The organism is Bacillus sp. FSL R9-9410, assembly GCF_038050385.1.
In the GTDB taxonomy this organism is placed as follows: Bacteria; Bacillota; Bacilli; order Bacillales; family Bacillaceae_G; genus Bacillus_A; species Bacillus_A cereus_U.
Window position 1 is genome coordinate 474,432 of record NZ_JBBOTV010000001.1, and the last position, 24,633, is coordinate 499,064.

Sequence of the window (24,633 nt, forward strand, 5' to 3'; positions counted from 1 at the left end):
TGCCATTTAGTACTTTCTTTATAATTGGGATTCTTTTATGATGAAATCAAATTTTTTATCTAGGCTTTAATTAAACTTTCTTTCAAGTCTACAGGATGTAGTAAAAAATGATAATATTTTATTTAAAGTGGAATTAGTATACAAAAAATTAATCAAATTTGTCTCTAAATCGATTTGATAACTTCCTTTCGGTTTTATTACTATTGATCGAAATTACATTCCTAGATGAATTATTTGCTGGATTAGTTTTTTGGAATTCCTTGAAAAAGTCAATGGGACTAGTAAATAATTCTTCCATAGCTCTTATAGCCATTCCTTTGGTTTTATGACTAGACTCTATTAATATGTGATGATATAGATCAAATAAAAGTAGCTGAATCTGATTTTGTTTTTCTTGTAATTTGTTATATTTCTCTTTTTGTATGGAGAGTTGCTTTTGATAGTCTTCATTTTTTTGTTTAAGCTCGTTTTCTTTTTGTATTCCCTTAATAATCAGCTTTTCTAATGGAAGTAAGCTGTTAATTAAAGCCTCTTTATTGGCGTATTTTTTATCAACTAGATCTACTATGTTTGGAACTGCTGTTTTTGCATCATTTGAAATAGGGAGCCGATGAGTAAATACAGCATTAGCTTCATCTACTAATTCTCTTCCTAGGCGACCTTGTTTTCTCCAAAAAGATTCTGATGTACTTGTATCTAAACGACCTTGCTCAACTAAATAATTAGAAAAACAATAGATATCCGAATATTTAATCTGACCTGATACATTTTTTTCCGTTTTATACAAATAGATTATTTCTTTTACTTGAGTCTCTGTTAATTTTACTTTACGCCCCACTTTATTCATCAAAAATGTCCCCTTTAGAATTCAGAGTTTGTAGCGCTGTTAAATTACTTATCTCGGCTTGAACTTGTTTTGAGGTAGTTTTTAGCCGTCCTAACGTATTAGGATTTATTCTTGTCAATTCGTCTTTTAAAATATTTGAATGTAAATTTTTTATAAACGCAAAGAGTTCATGGATATGCTTTCTTTTTTTTAACAATATTTCTTTAATTAGTTCTTCTTTTTCCAGAAGCTCTTTTGTGTTAATTCTCCAATGAGAACAAAGCATACATTCTTCAGACTCGCATCTTTGCAAGGCATCTGTACAATAACCTATTTTTAATTTTCCTTGAAAAGACGAGGTAGGGGGAGCAAATGCTTTTAATTGAATTTCTTTAGGAATAAAAGAATCATTTATAGTATCTGAAGTTTGTCCTTTATGTTGATTTTCTTTCAAGTATTTAAATTTGGAAAATAATTTAAATACTTCACTATCAATCCAATATTCTATATGAGATGAATAGTGGTATTGTGCATTAATTGTTTGATGTCCACCGAGTCTTGCGATTTCAACTGGAGAAATTCCTTGCATCATGAGGGAAATGAAGGCAAGGTGTCTAGTATCATTAGGGCTGAGATGATATTCTTTAGGAATATCACAATTATACGTTTTATTAAGTACATCTTTATAAAATTTTGTAATTAATCTTTGCAGATTCTCACGATTAAAATCAGTGCTAACCCTTTTCTGTCGTTTTCTTTGATTAGATGAATCTGTCCATATTAAAGAAGGATATGAAACTAGGGTATTAGAATAACCATAGGATTGAGTATCGTTAATATAATTATTTATGAGATCATATATATCTTTTGATATAGCGACAGTATCAAGTATTTGGATGTTGCGTTTATTGTTTGATTGTATCTTTCTTCTTGGAAGATGTATGAAGTACTCATTATTTTTGACGGATAAGCAATTTCTTTTTATGGCAGCAAATTCTACACTTCTTATAGGTATAACATTGGTAAGCTTCCACCAGATTAAAAGGGGGTAATACAAAAATTTTTCTTTTTGTACTGTTATATCTAAACCTCCTTTTGTTTCTAGCTGTTTAATTGTTTCAAAATGTTTTTCTAAGTAATAAGAAAATTTCAGTATTTCCTTTGAAGGAGGAAGTTGCCTAACACTATGAATAAAATTAAGTTTAGAGTTTACTTCATGAAGTTTAGGGATGAAAACCTCTCCAACCTCAAGGTCGCTATAGTCAAAAAAATTCAACATTGAAGTTATTAAGTAGATTTTAGTGTTGTTTTCAATGATTGGTTTATGTAACCATTCTATGAATTGACTAACAATTTCTTTTTGGAAGCCATGGGTTTCTTTAAATGCTAGTAAGAAGTGATAATATTGGTTTACTACGGTTGCGATCTTAAATTTATTTAATAACTCTGAAATCCAACACTTAACTATGAGTTTAAACTCATTTGGTAAATCAGTACTAAACATATGTGTGTGTAACGCGTTGAAGTCAATTTTATGTGTTCTGCCTTTAGAGTTAGGGTTTGCCAATAACCACAAATCATCATCGAATTCACCAGATATCAGTAAATCTAATTTCTTTAATTGTCGTAACGTGCTTTTGGATTCTTCAATGGTGGTCAGTAGAGAAAATGATGATTCTGATAGAGCTTCTATTATCTCTTCATCTATTCCTAGTTTAATAATATTCATATATCCTCCTATAATTCGTACTGTGTTGTAGGGACATAGGTGAGATATTCTTCGATGTCTTTTTCGAGTTCTAGATTATCTAATAAAGCCAATAACTCAAAATAGCCTTCTTGTTTTTTTTCGAAAAACTGGAATACTTCTTCTTTTCCAAATGAAACACAAGCATCGTGTAATATATCCATCTCCATGTATAAAAGATTAGCTAACTTTATCCGCTCAGTATTATAGGTAGTGTTTTCAAATTGGTCTTTAAAGCTTTTTAAATGGGAACTAATACTTTCTGTAATTGCGGAAAGTGCATAAAAGTTAGGGATGGCATATACACATTGTTTGCAGCTCTTTGCTGGGTAGATACAGCCTGTTTCTGATACTAAGCATTGGATATGTTCCTCTCGGCTAGGAAGTACATTAGAATTTAGTTTGAATAAATAATCTATGACAGCTTCCTTTCCCATGTTTAAAATCATGTCACCAATTAATTTTTTTTCTGATAGAACACTATTAATAAATTCAGATGTAGCTTCTATCTGGTAAATATCCTTAAATTTTTTATTTAATACAGTAATTTCATGTGTTCTCTGTTCGCGATTATTTGATTCTCCTAAAAGTACTTCGGCAAAAAGGTTAGTAATATATCCAAAGTGTTTTCTTTGAAATAGCTGGCGAGATAAGTGATCTAATTCTTTTTCTGGGATGTGTATATAAATATTAGTAGTTTCAAAGTCTGCATGTGCACGTAGTCTTTGAGCGACTTCAAGTGCAGCTCCTCCATGTCCTTTTTGAAGAAGTAAAATATACATAAATGATAATAAGGTTCTATTCATTTTCCTATTTTCAAAAATAAACTGCGAATCACTAAAATTTTTAAAGAAAGCTTTTTGAGCCGTCTCAGTAAAGTATTGATGTTTATTTCCGAAATCAATAATATGATTACGTATTGGAAAACACTCATTTGCTACAAGTTGACATATAATTACTGCCGTTGCTAAAGAAATTGTAAGATCTCTTGAGCAAAAAAAACGGTTAGTTACTTGTGTTTTTGAGACGGTTAAATCTTTTGCAATAAGTTGGTTGATAACCTTTTGAGCATCTTCGATGCTCAATTCTTGATCTTTGAATTGTTGTAGAGATGTTATATGAATTAGTTTTAAATCAACATTGGGGATTTCACATACATCTTTGTGTCGCCAAGCATTGTTTAAGTGAATTAGTATATATAACCATGAAGAGGCGTAATGTTTACTTAATGTGTTGTGCTTCCTTTGGTATTTATAGTCATGGGTTTTATTAATAGCGTCATTGATCGCCTTCGTTTTGTGTAATGTTATGTTATTTGTATAATGGAATAAAAGTTGGTATTGTTCATATTCATAAATATCTTTATCTTTCTTTGTTGATTTTGTGGCATATGGATTTTTTATCAATTTTAAGTTGAACGTTGGTAAGCTGTTAACTTTTAATTCATGATAATAGCTATTTATAAATGCATATAAAACAAACTGATGTGTAATAGGGATTTGCTCATTAAATAATAAAAGGTTAATTTCTTTAGAAGATTTGAGATAGAGTTCTTGATTTCCTAGCGAATTAATGAGGTGCTTTGTACACTTTACTAGTTGAGATACATTTGCTTCAACTGTTAGTTTGTGTGCCTTAGATAGTTTCAATTTATTGATACAATAGCTCATCCACTGATTCTTTGTATACCAACAATTTGTAGGGAATGTGAGCTCATATATATCTAGTTGAGTTAAGAAGGAATCAGTTGGTTTACTATAGTTTAATTGAGCGATTTGTTGCTTAATTGTATCTTCTTTAATAAAGGCGTCTACTTCGGATTTTAAATAAACAAAGCTACGACGATTTTTGCTATTTAAAGCTACTTTAATTAAATAAGATGTTTTGTACCTAGTGAAATACTTATCAACATGCTGAGAATAACCTTTATTTCGAAGGTATTGTGGAGTGCAATATTTTATTTTTGCTTCTTCTTGAAGTTGCTTTAATTGGTTAATATCTGTTTTTAGATATATTGTGGTGTCTTTATAATAAAGGAAATCTAGATTTTCTTCCTTTCGAATTTGTTGGAGTTCTGTATCATTCGCATTTAAAATGTCTTTGACTTCTTTTAATGTATAATAGCTATTAATCTTAAAGGGCGCTCTGGGTTCGGTGTTGCTAAGTGAAAGCTGGGGAGTATGAACGAATAGGTGTTCAATATCTTTTTTGAAATAATAGGATAATGTGTAGTGAAATGTTAATTTTTTTATATTGTTTTTTCCAATCCAGTGGTTAAGGTCTCTGTGAGTTATTTGATACTCCTGTACTACGTCATTGTTTGAAATATATTTTTCAAAGAACAGATCCAACCCGGTACGTTCAATAAATATAAACTCCCTCTCAATTGGTATTTCGAATTTTTTGTATTTGATTCCTATAGATTTACATATATGAAGAAGATTTGGGATGAAATTAACTTGTAGCTGAGAAATTTTAAATTGTTTTATACCAAATAATCTAGTAATTTTGGTGAGTTTATAATAATGTTGTTGTAGTTCACCTACTAATTTAGCGTACTTTATGAAGGATTTCTCTTCAACGAAGAACTTATTATCGGTATCAAAGAAGTACTTAAAATGCCCCAATTGCGCTATCTTGATTAAGGTCTCTACTTTTTTTGCTACATGACTATACTTAACATCCTTTACTACCCTAGCCCCAATCAACCATGTAGATTCATTTGAGTTGGTATTGTATTTTACAGTAGCTTGTTTGAGTATGTTGAAATCACTGATTGAAATGAATGGGTTTTTAATAGTTATCTTTACCTCGTTTATATCTGTTTTTCTTAAAATCATATGATAATCGTGTAGTGATAGATTAAGTTGCTTTAATATATCATCTCTGTGTATAAATTCTTTTGAAAAACGTAGCATGTCAATTTTTTTTATATACTCTTTGTTTCTAAATACTTTAAAATCAATTAACAATTGCTCTTTATTTTTAATAAGTCCTTCTTTATAGTGGGTAATTTTTGCATTTTTTTTTACGTGAAATACTTGTTCAATAAATGAATGAATGGATAAGTAGTTTTCGTGTATTTCACTTTCAATTTTTATATATTCTTTTATCTCTAATATTGATACGAAAGAGGTATTGTTCTCGTTCTTTATAGTAATAAACCCCTCTTTTTCAAGTTGTTGTAATTTGAATCGACTCATGTTCAAGCATTTAAATTCAGGATCAATTGCTACTGAGTTAATAGGAACCAAATCTTTTTTCACGTTTGAGCACACCATCTTTCCAGATTTTTTTAACAAGATTATCTTCAATAAATCCAATACGTTCAATAGGGATATTTTTAATTTCGTCCATTGCTTCTTTTATAGATTCTATTGTTAGTTTTTCATCTACATAGTCCATTGCGGAGTGGATACTTCTATCACCACGCCCGATAGCAATTTGAGTAATGCTTAATCCCATATCCATCAAAAAATTTGTGAAAATACCTCTTCCTATATGTGTCCCCCAGTAAGAGTCGCTAAATAGCCTGTAATCATCATATCGTTCGGCTGTTAATAAAGATTTAAGAAAATGCTTTTTTATCTTTTTAAATCTTTTTTCGTATACTTTTCCAGACATGGCGTTCCCATCTTTATTAATGAAGAAAGCAAAAGGATTTTTTATTTCCTTTTGTTTTATTTCGAGCATCTTTCTATGTTCTTCATACACTTCCCATACCAGATCATTATCTAATACGCTTTGTCTAGTTAAATGGGTTTTAAGGTAATTTAATCGTTTTGGATACTCATTTTTTGTATCTTTTAAGTGTGAGAATAATTTATTTCGGTTATCCTGAATTTGTACAGATAGACTTTCTCTTGTAGAAGCAAAGATATCTCCTCTAGTGATGTTTACAACTTCTCCTTTTCGTAGGCCGCCATAGAACTGTAAGCAAACACCAAAGGCAATGTCAGGCGCTACTTTTCGTGCTACTTGAATAAAGTGCGCAGTAAGAGAGTATCTGTTTACACCGAAATCTTTTAACTTTGCAGTTCTTTTCTTCATGGTATCTTTTGAAGGGAATCTAGTTTGGAGGCTCGCATGTCTAAATAATGATTCAATTATAGGATTACCATTAGCATCCGTTCTTGATTTTACTTCAAAGTGTTGGTCAATTAAATCTAGTTCTTGTAAATATAGATAAAACTTAGTTAATATCCCTTCGTGCTGTAGGACAGTAGAACGCTTAAGTCCACATAATGTTAAGTATGAAATATATTTACTTCCATGACTAAGGGTGAGGCCCCTAATCCCTTCACTTTGAAGTGATAGGAAAATGTCGTTCCTTTCTTTTATTTCACAATATATAAAATTCAGAAAACGACAAACGATATAGGCTGGTATTGTTTGTGAGTTTAAGGATTTTCCCATGTATGCATATTTAATTCTTATAAAGTCTGTTAGTGGATGAGGTATTGTAACGCCCGTTTGTTTATCCTGGACCCCAATAGCAATAATTCTATTTGTAACAATTATGTCTCGTATCGTTTCCTTTATAGGTATTTCTTTGACGACAAATCGGTAATTTGTTAAATTGCTGTTCATCTGAATACCCCCTTGAAAATATATTACATTAATTGAAAGGGTTATTAAATACTACGTAGTAAACTATTTTGCCCTTGGGGATAAATGGATGGTCGAAATGGTTTTACCTATACCCCCTTGGTAAATATGGAGTTATATAATAAAGGTAGGGATAAAATTTATTTTGGCCAAAACTGTACCTATATGTCTTCATAACCATCCCTCAGGAGATCCGGCGCCGAGCCGTGAAGATATTGAAGTTACAAAACGACTAGTAGAATGTGGTCGGATTATTGGAATTGAAGTGCTTGATCATATCATAATAGGTGACCATAAATTCGTGAGTTTAAAGGAAAAAGGTCATATTTAAGACTATTCTTTTTACCTATTTTGTTTTATAATGTGATTTATGAGTTTTTTGTAGAAAATTATCTACAAGAAGGATACAGATATAAAAAAACGTACTGTTTTTATAAATATAAAGTAAGAAAAATGAGTCCGTGAAAATAAGAAGGGAAGATAAATGATATGTTTGGATTTGGTGGATTTACTCGCGATCTTGGAATTGACTTAGGAACAGCGAACACGCTTGTATATGTGAAAGGAAAAGGTGTAGTTTTACGTGAACCTTCAGTAGTAGCATTACAAACTGATACGAAACAAATCGTTGCGGTAGGTAGCGATGCAAAACAAATGATTGGTCGTACACCAGGAAACGTAGTGGCACTTCGCCCTATGAAGGATGGTGTAATTGCTGATTATGAAACAACAGCAATAATGATGAAATACTACATTCAACAAGCTCAAAAATCAAATGGATTCTTCTCACGTAAACCATACGTAATGGTATGTGTACCATCTGGTATTACAGCTGTAGAAAGACGTGCGGTAATCGATGCGACTCGTCAAGCTGGTGCTCGTGATGCTTATCCAATCGAAGAGCCATTTGCGGCAGCAATTGGTGCAAACTTACCTGTTTGGGAGCCGACTGGTAGTATGGTTGTTGATATCGGTGGTGGTACAACAGAAGTTGCAATTATTTCTTTAGGTGGTATTGTAACAAGTCAATCAGTTCGTGTTGCTGGTGATGATATGGACGATTCAATCATTCAGTACATTAAGAAGAGCTATAACTTAATGATCGGTGAAAGAACAGCAGAAGCACTAAAATTAGAAATCGGTTCTGCAGGCGAGCCAGAAGGTATCGAGCCTATGGAAATTCGCGGTCGTGATTTAGTAAGTGGTTTACCAAAAACAGTACTAATTCAACCAGAAGAAATTGCAGATGCATTAAAAGATACAGTAGATGCAATTGTAGAATCAGTTAAAAATACGCTAGAAAAAACTCCACCTGAATTAGCAGCGGATATTATGGACCGTGGTATCGTATTAACAGGTGGTGGGGCATTACTACGTAACTTAGATAAAGTGATTAGTGAAGAAACAAATATGCCAGTTCTTGTTGCAGAGGATCCATTAGATTGCGTAGCAATTGGAACGGGTAAAGCATTAGACAATATCGACCTTTTCAAAACTGCTGCTCGATAATATTGCAAAATAAAAATCAATGAAATTAAGAGGGTGTGAACGTGCCACAGTTTTTCTTAAACAAAAGATTAATTGTTTTGTTAGTTAGTATTATTCTTCTCGTGGCATTGATTGGAATCTCATTGAAAGAACGGAACAGTTTATCATGGCCAGAGCAGTTTATAAAAGATACTGTCGGTGTTGTAGAACGTGTATTCCAAAAGCCAGCGAATTATGTTGCCGGATTCTTCGAGAACGTAGAAGATGTAAAGCGCACGTATGAAGAGAATAAAGAATTAAAAGCAAAGTTAGATAACTATGCAAAGTTATCAAGTGACGTAAAGCAATTAGAAGATGATAAAAAGAAATTACAAGAGTTAACTGGTAAAAAAGAGTTGAATAGCGATTATACTGAAATTCCAGCTACTGTTGTTTCTCGTAATCCAGATAAATGGTACGATTTAATTGGAATTGATAAAGGGGCACAGCAAGGAATTAAAAAAGATATGGCTGTAATCACTTCACAAGGTTTAGTTGGACGAGTGAAAAGTGTATCGCAGTTTACATCATCAGTAGAGTTGTTAAGTTCTATGAGCCGAACAAACCGTGTTTCTGCTATTGTACAAGGTCAAGAAAAAATCTTTGGATTGATTGAAGGTTATGATAAAGAAAAACAATTACTTCTTTTCACAAAGATTGGCTCTGATGCACCAGTAGCAAAAGATCAATTAGTTGTAACGTCTGGGCTTGGGGATATTTTCCCGAAAGGGCTTGTGATCGGAACAATCGTTGATGTTCAGCCAGATCCATACGGTTTAACAAAAACAGCTTATGTAAAACCTGCTGCTGATTTAAATGACGTAGAGCATATTACGGTTGCCAAACGCGCTACGCCTACAGCGCCGTTAGAATAGGAGGGGAAGAAGAGATGATGACGATTTTAAAAAGAGCAGCTCTTCCTCTTTTGCTCCTTTTTGTTTTTTTATTTGAAAATATGTTCTCTACTGTTGTTCCAACAGACGTCTTTTGGAAAGGCAGTATAGCAGCACCGCATTTCTTTATAATTGTGTTATGTTTTATTACGGTGTACTATAGTCAGGTTCAAGGGATTTACTACGGACTATTATTTGGTTTCTTATTTGATACCGTATACACAGAACTGGTCGGAATATATATTTTTGCTTATCCGATTTTAGCTTATTTAGTTTATAGTGTGATGAAGGTATTACAATTGAATTTATTTATTGTCGCTTCTATCGTACTGGCTGGCATTGCAGCATTAGAGTATTATGTGTATGGGTTTTTAACTTTGTTAGGACGTACTCACATGTCAGCATCTGTCTTTTTCACAGATCGTCTCCTTGCTACTTTATTGCTAAATGGAATTTTCTTGTTAATAGTTTGTTTCCCACTGAGACGATATTTAGTGCGTCTTTCAAAAGCGATAGAAGAAAAGGAAAAAAGGATTTTCTAATTTTATGTCGAATTGAATCGGTGGGGTGAACTTTAGTGGAAGAAAAAAAGCAACAAAATGTAACGATAAAAGGGACAAAAGATGGAATAACACTTCATTTAGATGATTGCTGTTCATTCTCTGAGCTACTAAAAGAATTGGATGAAAAGCTTTCTACACATTACTATGAGAGTGACGGACGTTCTTTAATTGAAGTGCGTGTTAAAGTAGGAAATCGCTATTTAACAGAAGTACAACAAGAAGAGATTCGTACGTTAATTCGCAATAAGAAGAACCTTGTTGTAGAATCAATCGAAAGTGATGTTATAACAAAAGCAGAAGCAATAGCTTGGAAAGAAGAAACAGAAATTGTCCCTATTTCCAAAATTGTTCGCTCTGGACAAGTGTTACATGTAAAAGGCAATTTATTATTAATTGGAGATGTTAATCCAGGCGGAACGGTTATCGCTGGGGGGAATATTTTTGTCTTGGGATCATTAAGAGGAATTGCACATGCGGGGTATGATGGAGATTCAGAAGCTGTTATTGCTGCATCTAGTATGAACCCTATGCAACTCCGAATTAGTGATGTGACAATGCGGGCTCCGGAAGAGAAAGAAGACGGAGCAGAGGCGGCAGAATGTGCGTACATTAATGAGAACAATCACATTGTTGTCGATCGCCTGCAACTTCTCACTCATCTTAGACCTGATTTAACAAAGTTAGAAAGGGGAATTGTATAGCTGTGGGAGAGGCAATAGTAATTACATCTGGAAAAGGCGGAGTAGGTAAAACTACAACGTCTGCGAACATTGGTACAGCCCTTGCGTTATCTGGAAAAAAAGTGTGTTTAATTGATACAGATATCGGTTTACGCAATTTAGACGTAGTAATGGGGCTAGAAAATCGTATTGTATTTGATCTTGTTGATGTCGTTGAAGGGCGTTGTCGTTTACCTCAGGCTCTTATTAAAGATAAGCGTTTTGATGATCTTTATTTATTACCTGCAGCACAAACGAGCGATAAATCGGCGGTAACACCTGAACAAATGGATGAATTAATACAAGTATTACGTCAAGATTATGATTACATATTAATTGATTGTCCTGCGGGGATTGAGCAGGGATTTAAAAATGCAGTAGCAGGTGCGGATAAAGCAATCGTTGTAACAACACCAGAAGTATCCTCAATGCGTGATGCGGATCGTATTATCGGGCTTTTAGAGAAAGAGGATATTGAACCACCGAAACTTGTCATTAACCGTGTGCGTAGCCATATGCTTCATGAACAGGATATGTTAGATGTTGATGAAATCGTACGTACACTGTCAATCGAGCTTCTTGGAGTTGTCGAGGATGATGATGAAGTTATTCGTGCTACGAATACAGGTGAACCTGTAGCACTGCAACCTAGTGGGAAAGCAGCAATAGCTTATCGTAATATTGCAAGACGCTTATTAGGTGAGAATGTACCATTACAAGCATTTGAACAAGAAAAAGTATCGGTATTTACAAAGATGAAAAATTTCTTTGGAATCCGTTAAAAGCACTTCGCATAAATGCGGAGTGCTTTCTTTTTTCTTCGCATGAATATCTTCCTTCTATAACTCATACATATGTACAAACTGTATATAACTGTTTCTATGTTAAATAAGGCTAACGAAAGAAAGGAGACAGTATGAAGAATAGAAGAGTGGAAGAAATTAAAAAGCGGATTGCGAAAAGGAAAGCAGAGCAAGAATTGCTAGAAGAAGAGCGGTATTTTGAGGGAGGAAATTTTGATAGCGAAACGGTCTTTATTGAAGAGGGGGAGAAGGAAATTCATCCTCTATTTCGAAAAGAAGTTTTTCTCTTCAAAGTTTTGCTGTCAGCAATATTAGTTCTTTCTGTTGCTATTTTATATAAGAATGCGCCTTCTTCTTTCGATGGTGCTAAAGCTGTTACAGAAAAAGTGATGAAAGAGGAGTTTCAGTTTGCCACTGTAGCGAAATGGTACGAAAAGCAGTTTGGAAAACCTCTCGTATTCTATTCGCCTAATGAAAGAAAGGAAGGAACAATTCAGCAAAAAGATTATGCAATTCCTGCCTCTGGAAAGGTGATGCAAGGCTTTCAAAAAAATGGTCAAGGTGTATTTGTCCAAACAGCTACAAATGCAACAGTTGAGTCAGTGAATGAAGGGCTAGTTGTTTTTGCGGGCAAGAAAGAAGAACTTGGAAATACAGTTCAAATTCAGCACGCTGATGGCACGGAGTCATGGTATGCAAATTTAAATGATATGTCAGTAAAATTATATGATTACGTTTCAAAGAAACAAAAAATTGGAATAGTGAGTAATGATGAAAATAATAAAAATGGCAAATTTTATTTTGCAATAAAAAAGAATGGAAAATTTATTGATCCAATTCAGGTGATTTCATTTGATTAAATATAGGGATGTTTTCACGAAAATTTCCGTGCATCCGTTGTTTTGGGTTATTATTGTCATCGGTATTTTTACGGCGCGTTTTAAAGAGTTACTATTGTTATTTTGTATCGTTCTCATTCATGAACTTGGGCATGCTTTTGCCGCAGCGTATTATAATTGGCGTATTAAACAAATTCAGCTTTTGCCGTTTGGTGGCGTAGTTGAGATGGAAGAGCATGGGAATAAATCGTTAAAAGAAGAATTAATTGTCGTTATGGCGGGGCCAATTCAGCATATATGGATGATTGCGGCCGCTTACATTTTGTATCAAGCGGGCTGGGTAACTGATGATTTGTACCATTTCTTTGTATGGAATAATGTCATTATTTTAGGGTTTAATTTATTGCCTATTTGGCCACTTGATGGCGGAAAAGTATTATTTAATGTATTATCATATCGTTTTCCCTATTTACAAGCACATGAAAAGATGATGAAATTGTCATGTGTTTTTTTTAGTTTAATATTAGGATGGCAGTTACTTTGGAATAGTAATAACATTATGATGTGGGTATTACTCGTTTTTCTAGCGATTTCTTTATATCAAGAATGGAAACAAAGACGGTACGCATTTATGCGTTTTTTATTAGAGCGTTATTATGGGAATAAAAGAGATATTGAAAAAATAGCACCTATTGAGGTGAAAACGGAAGATCATTTATATACGATTTTCACAAAATTTCGCAGAGGATATAAACACTCTATTATCGTCCATGGAAAATATAAAGAGCATTACACATTGGACGAAAATGAATTGTTGTATGCGTATTTTGCTGAAAAACGAACAACCTCATCTGTTGAAGAATTAATTGGTTAGTGTTGACGACGACACTAACCTTTTATATTGTAAGGAAAAGAAATGAAAAGTGAGGAAAGAATTTTGAAGACGTTATATATTAACTACACTGGTTCGGAAAAGCGTGTTGCGATAGAAGAGAAACAAAAAATTGTCGAGCTTTTATGGAAACGGAATGAAGAGCAGGAGATTGTCGGACATATTTATGTTGGGCGTATCGTAAGAACAATTGCTGGAATGAACGCAGCCTTTGTAAATATCGGATTAGAAAAACATGCATATCTTTCGTTTGATGATGTACCATCTTCATATCGCATACATGAAGGGCAGGCAATACTTGTACAAGTTGTGAAAGAGGCAATTGATACGAAGGGGCCAAAATTAACGGCGAAGATAGAATTTACCGGAAAATATGTCGTTTACATGCCGTATGATGACATGCGCGCTGTTTCTCGGAAAATAAAAAATAATACAAGAAGACAACAGTTACTGGGAATTGAAGTAGAAGGAACGGGTGGATACATTTTCCGTTCTGCTTCTGAAAAAGGAACGATCGATGAAATACAAGCTGAAATGCAAGGGTTGCAGCAGTTATATGAAGAGTTAAAAAGAAAAGAAGATCAAGGGAAGGCGCCCTTACTACTTCATCAACCAGCGACGTTTTTAGATCGTGTATTTCAGGAGAACCCAATTGAAACAATTGAAAAAATAGTTGTAGATACGAGAAGTATAGTAAAAGAATTAGAAGAAAAAGTAGGGAAAGAAAGAGTATCCTTTTATAATGAAAAATCTTCGATGTTTAACCATTTTGGAATAGATCGTGAAATCGAGAAAGCACTTCAAAAAATTGTGTGGCTACCAAATGGTGCCTATCTAATTGTAGAACAAATGGAGACGATGACTGTAATTGATGTGAATACAGGTAAATTTACTGGAAAACAAAATTTACAAGATACCGTATTTCACACAAATGAAATGGCTGCGGAAGAGATTGCTCGTCAATTAAGACTTCGTGATATTGGCGGGATGATATTAATTGATTTTATTAATATGAAAAGACGGGAAGATAAAGAGAAGGTAAGAGAACGCCTCATAGCTGCTATGCAAGATGATCGCACATATACAAGAGTGCTTGGGTTTACAGAGTTAGGTATTTTAGAGATGACGCGAAAACGTAAGAAACATTCGTTACGTGACGTATTATTAGAAGAATGTGTACCTTGTAAAGCGACCGGGTATGTTATGTCTTATGAAACAATTGCATATGAGCTAGAGAGAGAGTTAATTACATATGGCAATATAGAAGATGAAGCAGTATTAATCGCTGCACCAAAAATTTTGCAAAAACATTTTTCACAAAAAGAATTACAAAAAAATATTCCATTTGAAATTTATTTCAAAGATGATATTATCGAAAAGTACGCTATTATCCGTTTTGGAAGTAAGAAAGAAATTGTAGAACGGAAAAAATAGTTAGCAGAACATTCATTGACAATAGTCAATGAGTCATGGTAATATTTTTATGTTATAGTTTATAGCACCTAAACTGCTATATGCTACAACCGCACAAGACAGGTTCCCTAAAGACATTTTATGTCTACCTCGTTTTTGGCGAGTCTTAGTAATTAAGAGGAGGTGCAAGTATGTACGCAATTATCGAAACAGGTGGAAAACAAATTAAAGTTGAAGCTGGTCAAGCAATCTACATTGAAAAATTAGATGTTGAAGCTGGTGAAACTGTTACTTTTGACAAAGTTCTTTTCGTTGGTGGCGAAAACGTGAAAGTTGGTAGCCCAGTTGTAGAAGGTGCAACAGTTACTGCGAAAGTTGAAAAACAAGGTCGCGCTAAGAAAATCATCGTTTTCAAATACAAAGCGAAAAAGAACAATCGTAAGAAACAAGGTCATCGTCAACCTTACACTAAGCTAGTAGTTGAAGCTATCAACGCTTAATTCTGGTTAAGATGATTAAAATTACGATAAGTCGCACGAAACTAGGAAGTATCCAATCATTTAAAATGACTGGACATGCCAATTATGCGCCACATGGACAAGATCTTGTCTGTGCTGGAACTACAGCGGTTGTGTTTGGTTCTATAAATGCAGTGGAAGAACTTTGTAATGTGCAGGCAACTATTGAACTCGGAAGTGATGGCGGATTCTTGACGTATGAATTGCCTAATGATTTAGACGTTCATACAGCAGAAAAAGCACAAATACTTTTAGAAGGATTGGTTGTTTCACTTAAGACGATTGAACTTGATTACGGAAAGTATATCCGTTTAATAGAAAAAGTGCAGGAGGTGTAACGTATGTTAAGATTAGATCTTCAGTTTTTCGCATCTAAGAAAGGTGTAGGTAGTACAAAGAACGGTCGTGACTCTCAGTCAAAACGTCTTGGTGCTAAACGCGCAGATGGTCAAACGGTTTCAGGTGGTTCAATTCTTTACCGTCAACGCGGTACAAAAATTTATCCAGGTGTTAACGTTGGTCGTGGTGGCGATGACACTTTATTCGCGAAAGTTGACGGCGTAGTACGCTTTGAGCGTCTTGGTCGTGACCGCAAACAAGTGAGCGTATATCCTGTTGCTCAAGAAGCATAAGAACTCACGGAAAACTCTAACCTGAGTGCAGGTTAGAGTTTTTCTATATTAAGGGGTATCTAAATGAATGAAAAATGGACAATTATAGATGCATTGCGCCATTCAAGACATGATTGGCTCAATCGTTTGCAGATGGTTAAAGGAAATCTTTCCCTTGGAAAAGTGGAAGAGATTCATGGGCTCATCGATCGTTTTGTCCAAGAAGCTAGACAAGAATCCAATCTGATAGGGCTATCAATGCCTTTATTTTCAGAGTGGATTTTAACATATAATTGGAAACAGCAACCGTGCTTATTGGAGTACGAAGTGTTAGGGAAATTACATAACTTATCTCATCTAGATGAGACTGTATGTACATGGACGAATCAGTTTTTCTCGATGCTTCAGCATAGTTTAGACGTATATGTTGAAAATTATGTTTGTATCACAATTGAATGTGACGCGGAGAATGCTCGTTTCTTTTTTGATTTTCGTGGAAAGCTAACGAATGTAGAAGAACTACAAACGTGGCTTGCGAACCAAAACAATAAATGGTATTCCATTTCTTATACAGTACGAGACGAAGAAGTCTCAGTTATATTACAACTAATCGAAAAAAGTGTGGTGAAATAATGTTTGTAGATCAGGTCAAGATATATGTAAAAGGCGGCGACGGTGGTAACGGAATGGTTGCGTATCGTCGTGAGAAGTATGTACCTAAAGGTGGCCCAGCAGGTGGCGACGGTGGTAAAGGTGCAGATGTTGTTTTTGTTGTTGAGGAAGGCTTACGTACATTAATGGACTTCCGCTACCAACGTCATTTCAAAGCTGATCGCGGTCAGCACGGAATGAGTAAAGGTCAGCACGGTCGTAAATCTGAAGATTTAATCGTAAAGGTTCCACCAGGAACAATAGTGAAAGATGAAAAAACAGGTGAAATTCTTGCCGATTTAGTAACGCATGAACAAACAGCTGTAATCGCAAGAGGTGGCCGAGGTGGCCGTGGTAACTCACGTTTCGCAACAGCGACGAACCCAGCACCAGAAATCGCTGAGAACGGGGAACCAGGTCAAGAACGTGATGTCACGCTAGAACTTAAAGTGCTAGCAGATGTTGGACTTGTTGGATTCCCAAGTGTAGGTAAATCTACATTATTATCTGTTGTATCATCAGCGCGTCCGAAAATTGCAGAATATCACTTTACAACAATCGTTCCGAATCTTGGTGTTGTTGAAACTGGTGATAACCGCAGCTTCGTTATGGCTGACCTTCCTGGACTAATTGAAGGCGCACACTCCGGCGTTGGACTTGGACACCAATTCTTACGTCATATCGAACGTACACGTGTAATTGTGCACGTTATCGATATGTCTGGTTTAGAAGGACGTGAGCCATATGAAGATTATGTCACAATCAATAATGAACTAAAAGAATACAATATGCGTTTAACTGAGCGTCCACAAGTTGTTGTTGCAAACAAAATGGATATGCCAGATGCAGAAGAAAACTTACAAGCATTTAAAGAGAAATTGGGAGACGAAGTAAAAATTTTCCCAATCTCAGCTGTAACGAAACAAGGTGTTCGTGACTTACTATTTGAAGTAGCGAACTTATTAGAAACAACACCAGAATTCCCAATGTACGATGATGTAGAAGAATCTGAAGCAAGTGTAATGTACAAATTTGAATCTGAATCTAATTTTGAAATTACACGCGAAAGTGATGGTACATTTGTTATTTCTGGTTATGACATTGAGAAAACATTCAAGATGACAGACTTCTCACGTGATGAATCTGTACGCCGATTTGCTCGTCAAATGCGTGGAATGGGTATTGATGAAGCCCTTCGTGCACGTGGTGCAACAGACGGAGATATTGTAAAAATTCTTGAATATCAATTTGAATTTATCGATTAAGACTGCCGAAATATGGCGGTCTTTTTTTTTCGCTATTTGAGTCCAGTAAAGATCTGATTCGTATAGTTGAACCATAAGTCGGTATAGGAAAAAATCCCCATTGATTAAAGTTTCAATTTATAATAGAAAAAGGAGTGATTTTAGAAGAATATTTTATGGGGAGAAAAGGAACATGTATAAAATATTAATTGTAGAAGATGATGAAAAAATTGCAGAAATATTAGAGGGGCATTTAGAAAGGTATGGATATCAATCTTTCAGAGTAAGCGATTTACGGCATATAAAAGATGAGTTTGTAAAAGTAAGTCCTCATCTCGTGTTACTTGATATTAATTTACCATACTTTGATGGCTTCTACTGGTGCCGCCAAATCCGCATTGTATCGAATGCGCCAATTATTTTCGTTTCTGCAAGGACAGGGGAAATGGATCAAGTGATGGCGATTGAGAATGGCGGGGATGATTATATTACAAAGCCATTCCATTTAGATATCGTAATGGCAAAGGTGAAGAGTGCACTTCGCCGCGGATATGGTGAGTATGCTTTGGCCGCGGAAAGTGATTGTTTAGGTGTTAATGGATTGTTATTATTCCCATCACAGCACACAGTAGAGTGGAAAGGGCAACAAACTGAACTTACAAAAAATGAATTTTATTTATTAGAATGTTTAATGAAACAAGCGAATCAATACGTGACACGTGAAGAGCTGTTAGAGGCCTTATGGGATGAAGTAGCTTTTGTTGATGATAATACATTAACTGTGAATGTAAAGCGTGTAAGGAAGAAACTTGAGGAGTTAGGTATTAAAAATGCAATTGTCACAAAGCGTGGGTACGGTTATGCTCTTCTTACTGAGTGGGGCGAAGGGCATGAAGGTTAAAAGCTACCTCATAGACCGTTTTTCCTTAATCCTTTCTTACATTATAAGCCTTTGTTTATTTGGGCTCGTATTGCAGTTGCAAAGTCTTTTAGAAAAGCGTTCGCTGGACTGGAGTACATGGCTATACGGACTGTTATTAGGGACAGTTGTGTTTAGTGTATACCTTATTTACGATTACCGAAAACGAAGTGTGTTTTTAAAGAGAATAGAACAGTATATTGCCGGTGGACATACATTACATGACTCTTTACTTATCGATACTTCTTATACGTCAGAGCAAGAACTGGTTGTTGAAGCGTTTACGTTGCTAAGGCAGCAATATATGAATGAAGTTCATAAGCAGCATGCAAAAGAGCAACAGCAAATGATTTTTATGAATCAATGGATCCATCAAATGAAAACACCAGTATCCGTTATCGAATTATTGTTACAGAAATATGGTAAGGAACACCGTGAAGCAAGGGGAACGATTGAAAGTATTCGTGAAGAAAATAACCGTATTTTAAATGGGTTAGATTTAGCGTTACATATGGCAAGGTTAGATCAGTTTTCGAAAGATTATAGAGTAGAAGTAGTAAATGTTATAGAGGTCATTCGAGATATTATTAATGAAAATCGAAAGTCGTTCATTCAATCTTCTGTATTTCCGAAACTGATGTTTGAAGAAGAGACTTGTATGATTGCGTCTGATAGAAAGTGGCTTAGTATCGCTATGAGCCAAATTGTTGTGAATGCAATTAAGTATACAAAAATTTCAGAAGCAGAGAAAAAAGAAATTCAATTTCAAATTGAAGAGAAAGATCAAAAGGTATTACTACATATTAGGGATAATGGAATTGGTATTCCAGAGCAAGATGTAAAGCGTATATTTGATCCGTTCTTTACGGGAATAAACGGCCGTAAAACAAGGGAAGCGACAGGGATGGGTTTATATATTACGAAGGAAATTTGCGGTAATTTACATCATGGAGTGTATGTACAATCAACTGAAGGGGAAGGAACAACAGTTACGTTCCAATTTGCAAAAGATGAAGAATATCATACATTAATGAGAAAAATGACAAAACTGTAAGATAACAAAACGTTTTGTAAGGGAAATCACTCGTTTCTTTTTCTTATTTTTCTTATAGTAAATGTAAGAAGAAAACACGTAGGGGGATTAGAAATGAGTGTTCTTGAAGTAAAAGGATTAACAAAGGTGTATCAATCAAAAGGTTCAGTAGCGACGACTGCTTTAAATGATATAAATTTTAAAATTGAAGAAGGCGAATTTGTAGGAATTATGGGGCCTTCAGGGAGTGGGAAAACAACGCTTTTAAATTTATTAGCGACAATTGATAAGCAAACTTCAGGTCATGTGCTTGTAAATGGTGAAGAAATTAATCAAATGCGCGCTGCAAAATTGGCGGAATTTCGCCGTACACATTTAGGATTCATTTTCCAAGATTTTAACTTACTTGATACGTTATCCATTAAAGAAAATATTATTTTGCCGCTTGTAATGGCGAAGAAATCTGTAAAAGAAATTGATGCGAAAGTACTTGAAATTGCGAGGTTTTTAAACATCGAAGAAATTTTAAATAAAAAAGTATACGAAGTATCAGGTGGACAACAACAACGTGCAGCTGCTGCAAGGGCAATTATTCATGAACCAACATTAATTTTAGCGGATGAGCCAACGGGAAACTTAGATTCGAAATCAGCGAAATCATTAATGGGAGCACTTCAAGATTTACATGAGCAAAAGAAAGTGACAATCGCAATGGTAACGCATGATCCGGTAGCGGCTAGTTATTGTGAACGTATCCTCTTCATACGTGATGGAGAGATCTTCTCAGAAATACATAAAGGAAGAACGAAACAAGCCTTTTTTCAAGAAATTTTGGACGTACTTGCGATGCTAGGGGGGGAATATCATGAACTTTCGCCAGCTCGCGCTTAACAATGTAAAAGGAAATTGGCGTAATTATAAAGCGTTCCTTATTAGTAGTTGTTTATCGATTGTCGTATTTTTCATGTATGCTTCCTTCATTTATCATCCAGATGTCGTAAGCGGTAATATTAGTATGAAGACGATGATTACAAAAGGATTAGAATCGATGAATTATATTGTAGTCATCTTCTCAGCACTTTTTATTTTATATGCGAATTCAACGTTTTTACGAGCAAGAAAAAAAGAATTCGGTTTATTAACATTAATAGGTGGAACGAAGTCTCAGCTCGGCCGAATGATTATATTAGAGCAACTGATGTTAGGTAGTATTGCCATTATAGTAGGTATTGGGATTGGAATGCTTTGTTCAAAACTTTTCTTCCAAGCACTCAGTGTCTTACTGAAAATTGATAAAACACTGCCGCTTGTGTGGAATGGAAAAGCAGTTCTTATTACAGCTGGCATATACTTTATCCTCTTTTTAATACTATCATTGTTTAGTGTTTGGACAGTAGGCCGCTTGCAAATTATTGATTTATTAAGAGAGGCAAGAAAACAAAAAGTAGAGCCTTTTGCATTTACATGGTTAGGTGTAGCTGGTATAGGATGTATTATTGCCGCATATGTGCTTAGCTTCCAAGTGACATTTATGAATTTTATAATGCTGTTTTTACCGATTGTAGGGCTGACAATAGGCGGAACGTATTTACTGTTTACGCAAGGTAGTACAGTCGTATTAAAAGCATTGCAAAAAAGAAAACAATCTTTTTATACGTATCCAAATATGTTTGTTCTTAGTAATCTTATTTATAAAATGAAAGATAATGCTCGTTTTCTATTTGTCATTTCTATCATTACGGCGGTTGTTTCTTCAGCAGTTGGTACGCTTTATGTATATTTTGAAAATATGAGTGCGAAAACGATAGAGCTTACACCGCATGCTATTTCATATGAGGAAAAGGGACTAAATACGCATAGCCTGATTAATGAAGAAAAAGAACAAGAGATTGTAAAAAAACATGGGTTTGAAGATGCACGAAAAGTAACTTACGTAAAACTACCTGCAACACAGAAAATAATGTTGTTTAACAGTGAACGTGAAGTACCAATGACGATTATTTCAGAAAAAGAATATAACGCGGAAGTGCGTAAACAAAAGAAAGAGCAAATTACAGAGGTTCATAATGCACCAGGTAGTGCGACGATGGTTATGGTTGATGCAGCAAATGAACTTATGAAGATAGATCGTACGAAACCGTATGAATTTACAATCAACGGACAAAGGCAGTCTGTTCAATTAAATGAGCCAACGTCATATTCTGTTTTTAATGATAGCGAATATCTCATTGTGAATGATCAAGATTTTGAGAAATACGAAAAGCTCGTACCAGATGAAGAAAAGACGAAATATTATGGTTATTATATTGAAGACTGGAAAAGTACGGAAGACCTTGTGCTAGATTTGAAAAAGGAAATTGCACCAGAAAAGCAAGGGGAATTGAGAAACGCAGTGTTTGCTTATAAAGATATAAGAGAAGGTGGAGCGATTACAATGTTCATCGGATTCTTCGTAGCAGTACTGTTCTTCTTCTTTGCTTGTAGCATGACATACTTTAAATGGTTTAACGATAAAGAACAAGATCGTATTCAATTTAAGTCATTAAAAAGAATTGGTATGACAGATAAAGAAATTCGTAAAATTGCAATTCGACAAATGGGTGTTATCTTCTTTATCCCAATTTTAATCGGTACAATTCATAGTGGATTTGCCCTTCATACGTTAGGGAAAATGCTTTATATCGATTTATGGAAATCAGGTGCGATTGTAATAGGTGCATATATTTTAGCTTCTGCCATTTACTTTATGATTGCGCAAAGAGGATATTTAAAACACGTAAAAAGCTAGGGAAACCTCTAGCTTTTTGCCTATGTAGTAAGTTACAGGAGGACGATAGATGAACATTCGGCAACTAGCGCTGCAAAATATAAAGGGGAATTGGCGTAATTATAAAGTGTTTTTCTTAAGTAGTTGTTTTGCAATATTTGCTTCTTACGCATACATGTCTGTTATTGTACATCCGTATATGCAAGAGACGATGTGGTATCAAAATGTACGCTGGGGACTTATCGTATGTAATGTTATAATTATTTCTTTTTTCGTCGTGTTTATTTTGTACTCTACTTCTATTTTCATAGAAGCACGTAAGAAAGAATTAGGACTATATATGTTAATGGGAGCGACGAAGTCTAACGTAATAGGAGTGATTATGACCGAGCAAATATTGATCGGGATTTTCGCTAATATTTTCGGTATTGGGCTTGGTATAATCTTTTTGAAACTCTTTTTTATGGTGTTTAGTATGTTACTTCGCCTTCCGAAAGAGCTCACTGTCATATTTGATGTGAGAGCGATTGGTGTAACGTTTGTTACATATATGGTTGTTTTTATTATCTTATCTTTTATAAGTGCTTTACGTATATGGAATATAAAAATCATACGGTTATTAAAAGAATTTCGAACAGATAAACGAGAGAGGAAAACATCAAAGTGGCTTTGTTTATTCGGTTTTTCTTGTTTAGTGGGCGGATATGCGTTAGCACTACAAGTGACGATGACAACGATAGCATTATACTTTTTTCCGGTGTCTATACTTGTCTTTTTCGGAACGTATTTTTCTTTTACACACGGTGCCGCTCAAGTATTAGAAATGATAAAACGAAGTAAAAAAATTATGTATACATATCCGTATTTATTTATAGTAAATCAACTGTCACATCGAATGAAGGAAAATAGTCGCTTTTTCTTTATGCTTTCTATGGCAACGACGTTTGTAGTTACAGCAACAGGTACGGTATTTTTATATTTTTCCAGTATGCAAGATATGTGGCGTGGCGGAGGAGCACACTCATTTTCGTACATAGAAAAAGGTACTGCTACTCATGAAGTCTTTGAGGGAGGTGAGGTTGAAAAATTACTGCATCAATATGGATATGATGATTTTCAATCTATGAGTTTTGTTGGAGTATATGCATCTTTTCAGTCCAATAAGGGAGAAACAACAATAGCACCGCTTATAAAGGAAAGTGAATACAATCAAGAGGCAAGAAAACAAAAACAGAAAATGTATCATCCTAAAAAAGGAACAGTTACACTTGTTTATTATAATAAACGCAATTATCCTAATGTATATGATCAAAAAGAGATTCAATTGCAAGTTATGAATCAAACATATCAATTTGTATATAACGGTCAGAAAGAAGGGGTGGAATTTAATTATCACCCCGCGTACATTAATGGTCTGTTTTTCGTCATGAATGATGAAGATTTTAACAGTATAGCAAATACAATTCCGGATTCTGAAAAAATGATATATAGAGGTTACACATTACCAAATATCGAAAATACGAAAGATTTGAATGAAGATTTACGGAAACATATGAAACAAGATACAAATGATGCATTTCGAAGTAATATGGAGTTATATGTGAATATGAAAGAGTTCGGTAATATTACTCTATTTGTAGGCTCATTCATTAGTATATTATTTTTTCTTACTTCATGTAGTATCGTATATTTTAAATGGTTTCATAATATTGCATCGGATCGAAAGCAGTACGGGGCACTCTCTAAACTTGGAATGACGAAGGAAGAAGTGTGGAAGATTTCTCGTTGGCAATTATGTATGCTATTTTTTGCACCTATTATAGTAGGGAGTATGCATAGTGCAGTTGCGTTATATACGTTTCATAATACGGTCTTTATGGACGGATCATTCAGAAAAGTGGGCTTGTTTATTCTGTTTTACATTACTGCATGTATCATTTATTTCTTCTTCGCTCAAAGAGAATACAAGAAACATTTAGACTAGCGAATGCTAGTCTTTTTTAATATTCGAAATTCTCATAGAAGAATATAAAAAAGTATGGTATAACAGTAAGAAAACG

At 34.6% G+C, this 24,633-nt stretch carries 22 protein-coding genes, 1 pseudogene and 1 other annotated feature; of the genes and pseudogenes, 19 read left to right on the plus strand and 4 right to left on the minus strand.

Annotation, left to right across the window (positions count from 1 at the left end; genetic code table 11):
• Positions 1 to 148: 148 nt before the first annotated feature.
• From MKX77_RS02650 to MKX77_RS02665, 4 genes are read right to left on the minus strand one after another with little or no spacing between them, the layout of a single operon-like run.
• Positions 149 to 847, minus strand: coding sequence for a hypothetical protein (locus MKX77_RS02650; RefSeq protein WP_341305770.1), 699 nt, complete (start codon positions 845 to 847; stop codon positions 149 to 151).
• A complete protein-coding gene (locus tag MKX77_RS02655; protein ID WP_341305771.1) occupies positions 840 to 2,555 on the minus strand; it encodes an integrase in 1,716 nt (571 codons plus the stop codon). Before MKX77_RS02655 ends, MKX77_RS02650 begins: the two co-directional genes overlap by 8 nt.
• A gap of 8 nt (positions 2,556 to 2,563) precedes the next feature.
• The gene (locus MKX77_RS02660) at positions 2,564 to 5,839 is read right to left on the minus strand and encodes a hypothetical protein (protein WP_341305772.1); all 3,276 of its coding nucleotides are present in this window, start codon (positions 5,837 to 5,839) and stop codon (positions 2,564 to 2,566) included.
• Positions 5,814 to 7,163, minus strand: coding sequence for a site-specific integrase (locus MKX77_RS02665; RefSeq protein WP_341305773.1), 1,350 nt, complete (start codon positions 7,161 to 7,163; stop codon positions 5,814 to 5,816). Before MKX77_RS02665 ends, MKX77_RS02660 begins: the two co-directional genes overlap by 26 nt.
• A 181-nt stretch (positions 7,164 to 7,344) precedes the next feature.
• On the opposite strand from MKX77_RS02665, the pseudogene MKX77_RS02670 reads away from it, so the two are divergent.
• The 19 genes and pseudogenes from MKX77_RS02670 to MKX77_RS02760 form a co-directional block, all read left to right on the plus strand.
• Positions 7,345 to 7,512 (plus strand): annotated as a pseudogene (locus tag MKX77_RS02670) (JAB domain-containing protein); the annotation flags it as partial.
• 158 nt (positions 7,513 to 7,670) lie between these two features.
• Entirely contained in the window at positions 7,671 to 8,690 is a 1,020-nt protein-coding gene (gene mreB, locus MKX77_RS02675) for a cell shape-determining protein MreB (protein WP_002015369.1), read from the plus strand.
• Positions 8,691 to 8,731: 41 nt separating this feature from the next.
• The gene (gene mreC / locus MKX77_RS02680; protein WP_070144995.1) at positions 8,732 to 9,583 is read left to right on the plus strand and encodes a rod shape-determining protein MreC; all 852 of its coding nucleotides are present in this window, start codon (positions 8,732 to 8,734) and stop codon (positions 9,581 to 9,583) included.
• Between the two features lie 14 nt (positions 9,584 to 9,597).
• A complete protein-coding gene (gene mreD / locus MKX77_RS02685) occupies positions 9,598 to 10,143 on the plus strand; it encodes a rod shape-determining protein MreD (RefSeq protein ID WP_341305774.1) in 546 nt (181 codons plus the stop codon).
• A 35-nt stretch (positions 10,144 to 10,178) separates the two neighbouring features.
• The gene (gene minC / locus MKX77_RS02690; RefSeq protein ID WP_341305775.1) at positions 10,179 to 10,865 is read left to right on the plus strand and encodes a septum site-determining protein MinC; all 687 of its coding nucleotides are present in this window, start codon (positions 10,179 to 10,181) and stop codon (positions 10,863 to 10,865) included.
• A 2-nt stretch (positions 10,866 to 10,867) separates the two neighbouring features.
• Positions 10,868 to 11,665 carry a septum site-determining protein MinD gene (minD, locus tag MKX77_RS02695; RefSeq protein WP_000503308.1) on the plus strand — a complete coding sequence of 266 codons (798 nt, stop codon included), beginning with the start codon at positions 10,868 to 10,870 and terminating at the stop codon, positions 11,663 to 11,665.
• 134 nt (positions 11,666 to 11,799) lie between these two features.
• Positions 11,800 to 12,546, plus strand: a complete 747-nt coding sequence (gene spoIVFA / locus MKX77_RS02700; RefSeq protein ID WP_341305776.1) for a stage IV sporulation protein SpoIVFA — start codon at positions 11,800 to 11,802, stop codon at positions 12,544 to 12,546.
• The gene (locus tag MKX77_RS02705; RefSeq protein ID WP_341305777.1) at positions 12,539 to 13,399 is read left to right on the plus strand and encodes a M50 family metallopeptidase; all 861 of its coding nucleotides are present in this window, start codon (positions 12,539 to 12,541) and stop codon (positions 13,397 to 13,399) included. Before spoIVFA ends, MKX77_RS02705 begins: the two co-directional genes overlap by 8 nt.
• 42 nt (positions 13,400 to 13,441) lie before the next feature.
• A complete protein-coding gene (locus tag MKX77_RS02710) occupies positions 13,442 to 14,851 on the plus strand; it encodes an Rne/Rng family ribonuclease (RefSeq protein ID WP_341305778.1) in 1,410 nt (469 codons plus the stop codon).
• A 77-nt stretch (positions 14,852 to 14,928) separates the two neighbouring features.
• Positions 14,929 to 15,007: a sequence feature (ribosomal protein L21 leader region), on the plus strand.
• Positions 15,008 to 15,021: 14 nt separating this feature from the next.
• Entirely contained in the window at positions 15,022 to 15,330 is a 309-nt protein-coding gene (gene rplU, locus MKX77_RS02715) for a 50S ribosomal protein L21 (protein ID WP_000270907.1), read from the plus strand.
• An 11-nt stretch (positions 15,331 to 15,341) separates the two neighbouring features.
• Positions 15,342 to 15,686 carry a ribosomal-processing cysteine protease Prp gene (locus MKX77_RS02720; RefSeq protein WP_002008596.1) on the plus strand — a complete coding sequence of 115 codons (345 nt, stop codon included), beginning with the start codon at positions 15,342 to 15,344 and terminating at the stop codon, positions 15,684 to 15,686.
• 3 nt (positions 15,687 to 15,689) lie between these two features.
• Positions 15,690 to 15,980, plus strand: coding sequence for a 50S ribosomal protein L27 (gene rpmA, locus MKX77_RS02725; RefSeq protein WP_002088814.1), 291 nt, complete (start codon positions 15,690 to 15,692; stop codon positions 15,978 to 15,980).
• Between the two features lie 63 nt (positions 15,981 to 16,043).
• The gene (locus MKX77_RS02730) at positions 16,044 to 16,592 is read left to right on the plus strand and encodes a sporulation initiation phosphotransferase B (RefSeq protein ID WP_215554294.1); all 549 of its coding nucleotides are present in this window, start codon (positions 16,044 to 16,046) and stop codon (positions 16,590 to 16,592) included.
• Positions 16,592 to 17,875 (plus strand): GTPase ObgE, encoded by a 1,284-nt coding sequence (gene obgE / locus MKX77_RS02735; protein WP_002015378.1) that lies wholly within the window; start codon positions 16,592 to 16,594, stop codon positions 17,873 to 17,875. Before MKX77_RS02730 ends, obgE begins: the two co-directional genes overlap by 1 nt.
• A 172-nt stretch (positions 17,876 to 18,047) precedes the next feature.
• Positions 18,048 to 18,755, plus strand: coding sequence for a response regulator transcription factor (locus tag MKX77_RS02740; protein ID WP_215554293.1), 708 nt, complete (start codon positions 18,048 to 18,050; stop codon positions 18,753 to 18,755).
• A complete protein-coding gene (locus tag MKX77_RS02745) occupies positions 18,745 to 19,827 on the plus strand; it encodes a HAMP domain-containing histidine kinase (RefSeq protein WP_215554292.1) in 1,083 nt (360 codons plus the stop codon). Before MKX77_RS02740 ends, MKX77_RS02745 begins: the two co-directional genes overlap by 11 nt.
• A gap of 93 nt (positions 19,828 to 19,920) precedes the next feature.
• Positions 19,921 to 20,697, plus strand: a complete 777-nt coding sequence (locus MKX77_RS02750; protein ID WP_002015381.1) for an ABC transporter ATP-binding protein — start codon at positions 19,921 to 19,923, stop codon at positions 20,695 to 20,697.
• Positions 20,672 to 22,594 carry an ABC transporter permease gene (locus tag MKX77_RS02755; protein WP_341305779.1) on the plus strand — a complete coding sequence of 641 codons (1,923 nt, stop codon included), beginning with the start codon at positions 20,672 to 20,674 and terminating at the stop codon, positions 22,592 to 22,594. The genes MKX77_RS02750 and MKX77_RS02755 overlap by 26 nt, the downstream gene beginning before the upstream one ends.
• Positions 22,595 to 22,643: 49 nt before the next feature.
• Positions 22,644 to 24,557, plus strand: a complete 1,914-nt coding sequence (locus MKX77_RS02760) for an ABC transporter permease (protein ID WP_341305780.1) — start codon at positions 22,644 to 22,646, stop codon at positions 24,555 to 24,557.
• Positions 24,558 to 24,633: the final 76 nt, after the last annotated feature.

Bases quoted from the DNA above. Each gene is read 5' to 3' on its own strand.
- MKX77_RS02650 (WP_341305770.1), bottom strand. From the start codon at position 847: ATGAATAAAGTGGGGCGTAAAGTAAAATTAACAGAGACTCAAGTAAAA.
- MKX77_RS02655 (WP_341305771.1), bottom strand. From the start codon at position 2,555: ATGAATATTATTAAACTAGGAATAGATGAAGAGATAATAGAAGCTCTA.
- MKX77_RS02665 (WP_341305773.1), bottom strand. From the start codon at position 7,163: ATGAACAGCAATTTAACAAATTACCGATTTGTCGTCAAAGAAATACCT.
- mreB (WP_002015369.1), top strand. From the start codon at position 7,671: ATGTTTGGATTTGGTGGATTTACTCGCGATCTTGGAATTGACTTAGGA.
- mreD (WP_341305774.1), top strand. From the start codon at position 9,598: ATGATGACGATTTTAAAAAGAGCAGCTCTTCCTCTTTTGCTCCTTTTT.
- spoIVFA (WP_341305776.1), top strand. From the start codon at position 11,800: ATGAAGAATAGAAGAGTGGAAGAAATTAAAAAGCGGATTGCGAAAAGG.
- MKX77_RS02710 (WP_341305778.1), top strand. From the start codon at position 13,442: ATGAAAAGTGAGGAAAGAATTTTGAAGACGTTATATATTAACTACACT.
- rplU (WP_000270907.1), top strand. From the start codon at position 15,022: ATGTACGCAATTATCGAAACAGGTGGAAAACAAATTAAAGTTGAAGCT.
- MKX77_RS02720 (WP_002008596.1), top strand. From the start codon at position 15,342: ATGATTAAAATTACGATAAGTCGCACGAAACTAGGAAGTATCCAATCA.
- rpmA (WP_002088814.1), top strand. From the start codon at position 15,690: ATGTTAAGATTAGATCTTCAGTTTTTCGCATCTAAGAAAGGTGTAGGT.
- MKX77_RS02730 (WP_215554294.1), top strand. From the start codon at position 16,044: ATGAATGAAAAATGGACAATTATAGATGCATTGCGCCATTCAAGACAT.
- obgE (WP_002015378.1), top strand. From the start codon at position 16,592: ATGTTTGTAGATCAGGTCAAGATATATGTAAAAGGCGGCGACGGTGGT.
- MKX77_RS02740 (WP_215554293.1), top strand. From the start codon at position 18,048: ATGTATAAAATATTAATTGTAGAAGATGATGAAAAAATTGCAGAAATA.
- MKX77_RS02745 (WP_215554292.1), top strand. From the start codon at position 18,745: ATGAAGGTTAAAAGCTACCTCATAGACCGTTTTTCCTTAATCCTTTCT.
- MKX77_RS02750 (WP_002015381.1), top strand. From the start codon at position 19,921: ATGAGTGTTCTTGAAGTAAAAGGATTAACAAAGGTGTATCAATCAAAA.
- MKX77_RS02755 (WP_341305779.1), top strand. From the start codon at position 20,672: ATGAACTTTCGCCAGCTCGCGCTTAACAATGTAAAAGGAAATTGGCGT.
- MKX77_RS02760 (WP_341305780.1), top strand. From the start codon at position 22,644: ATGAACATTCGGCAACTAGCGCTGCAAAATATAAAGGGGAATTGGCGT.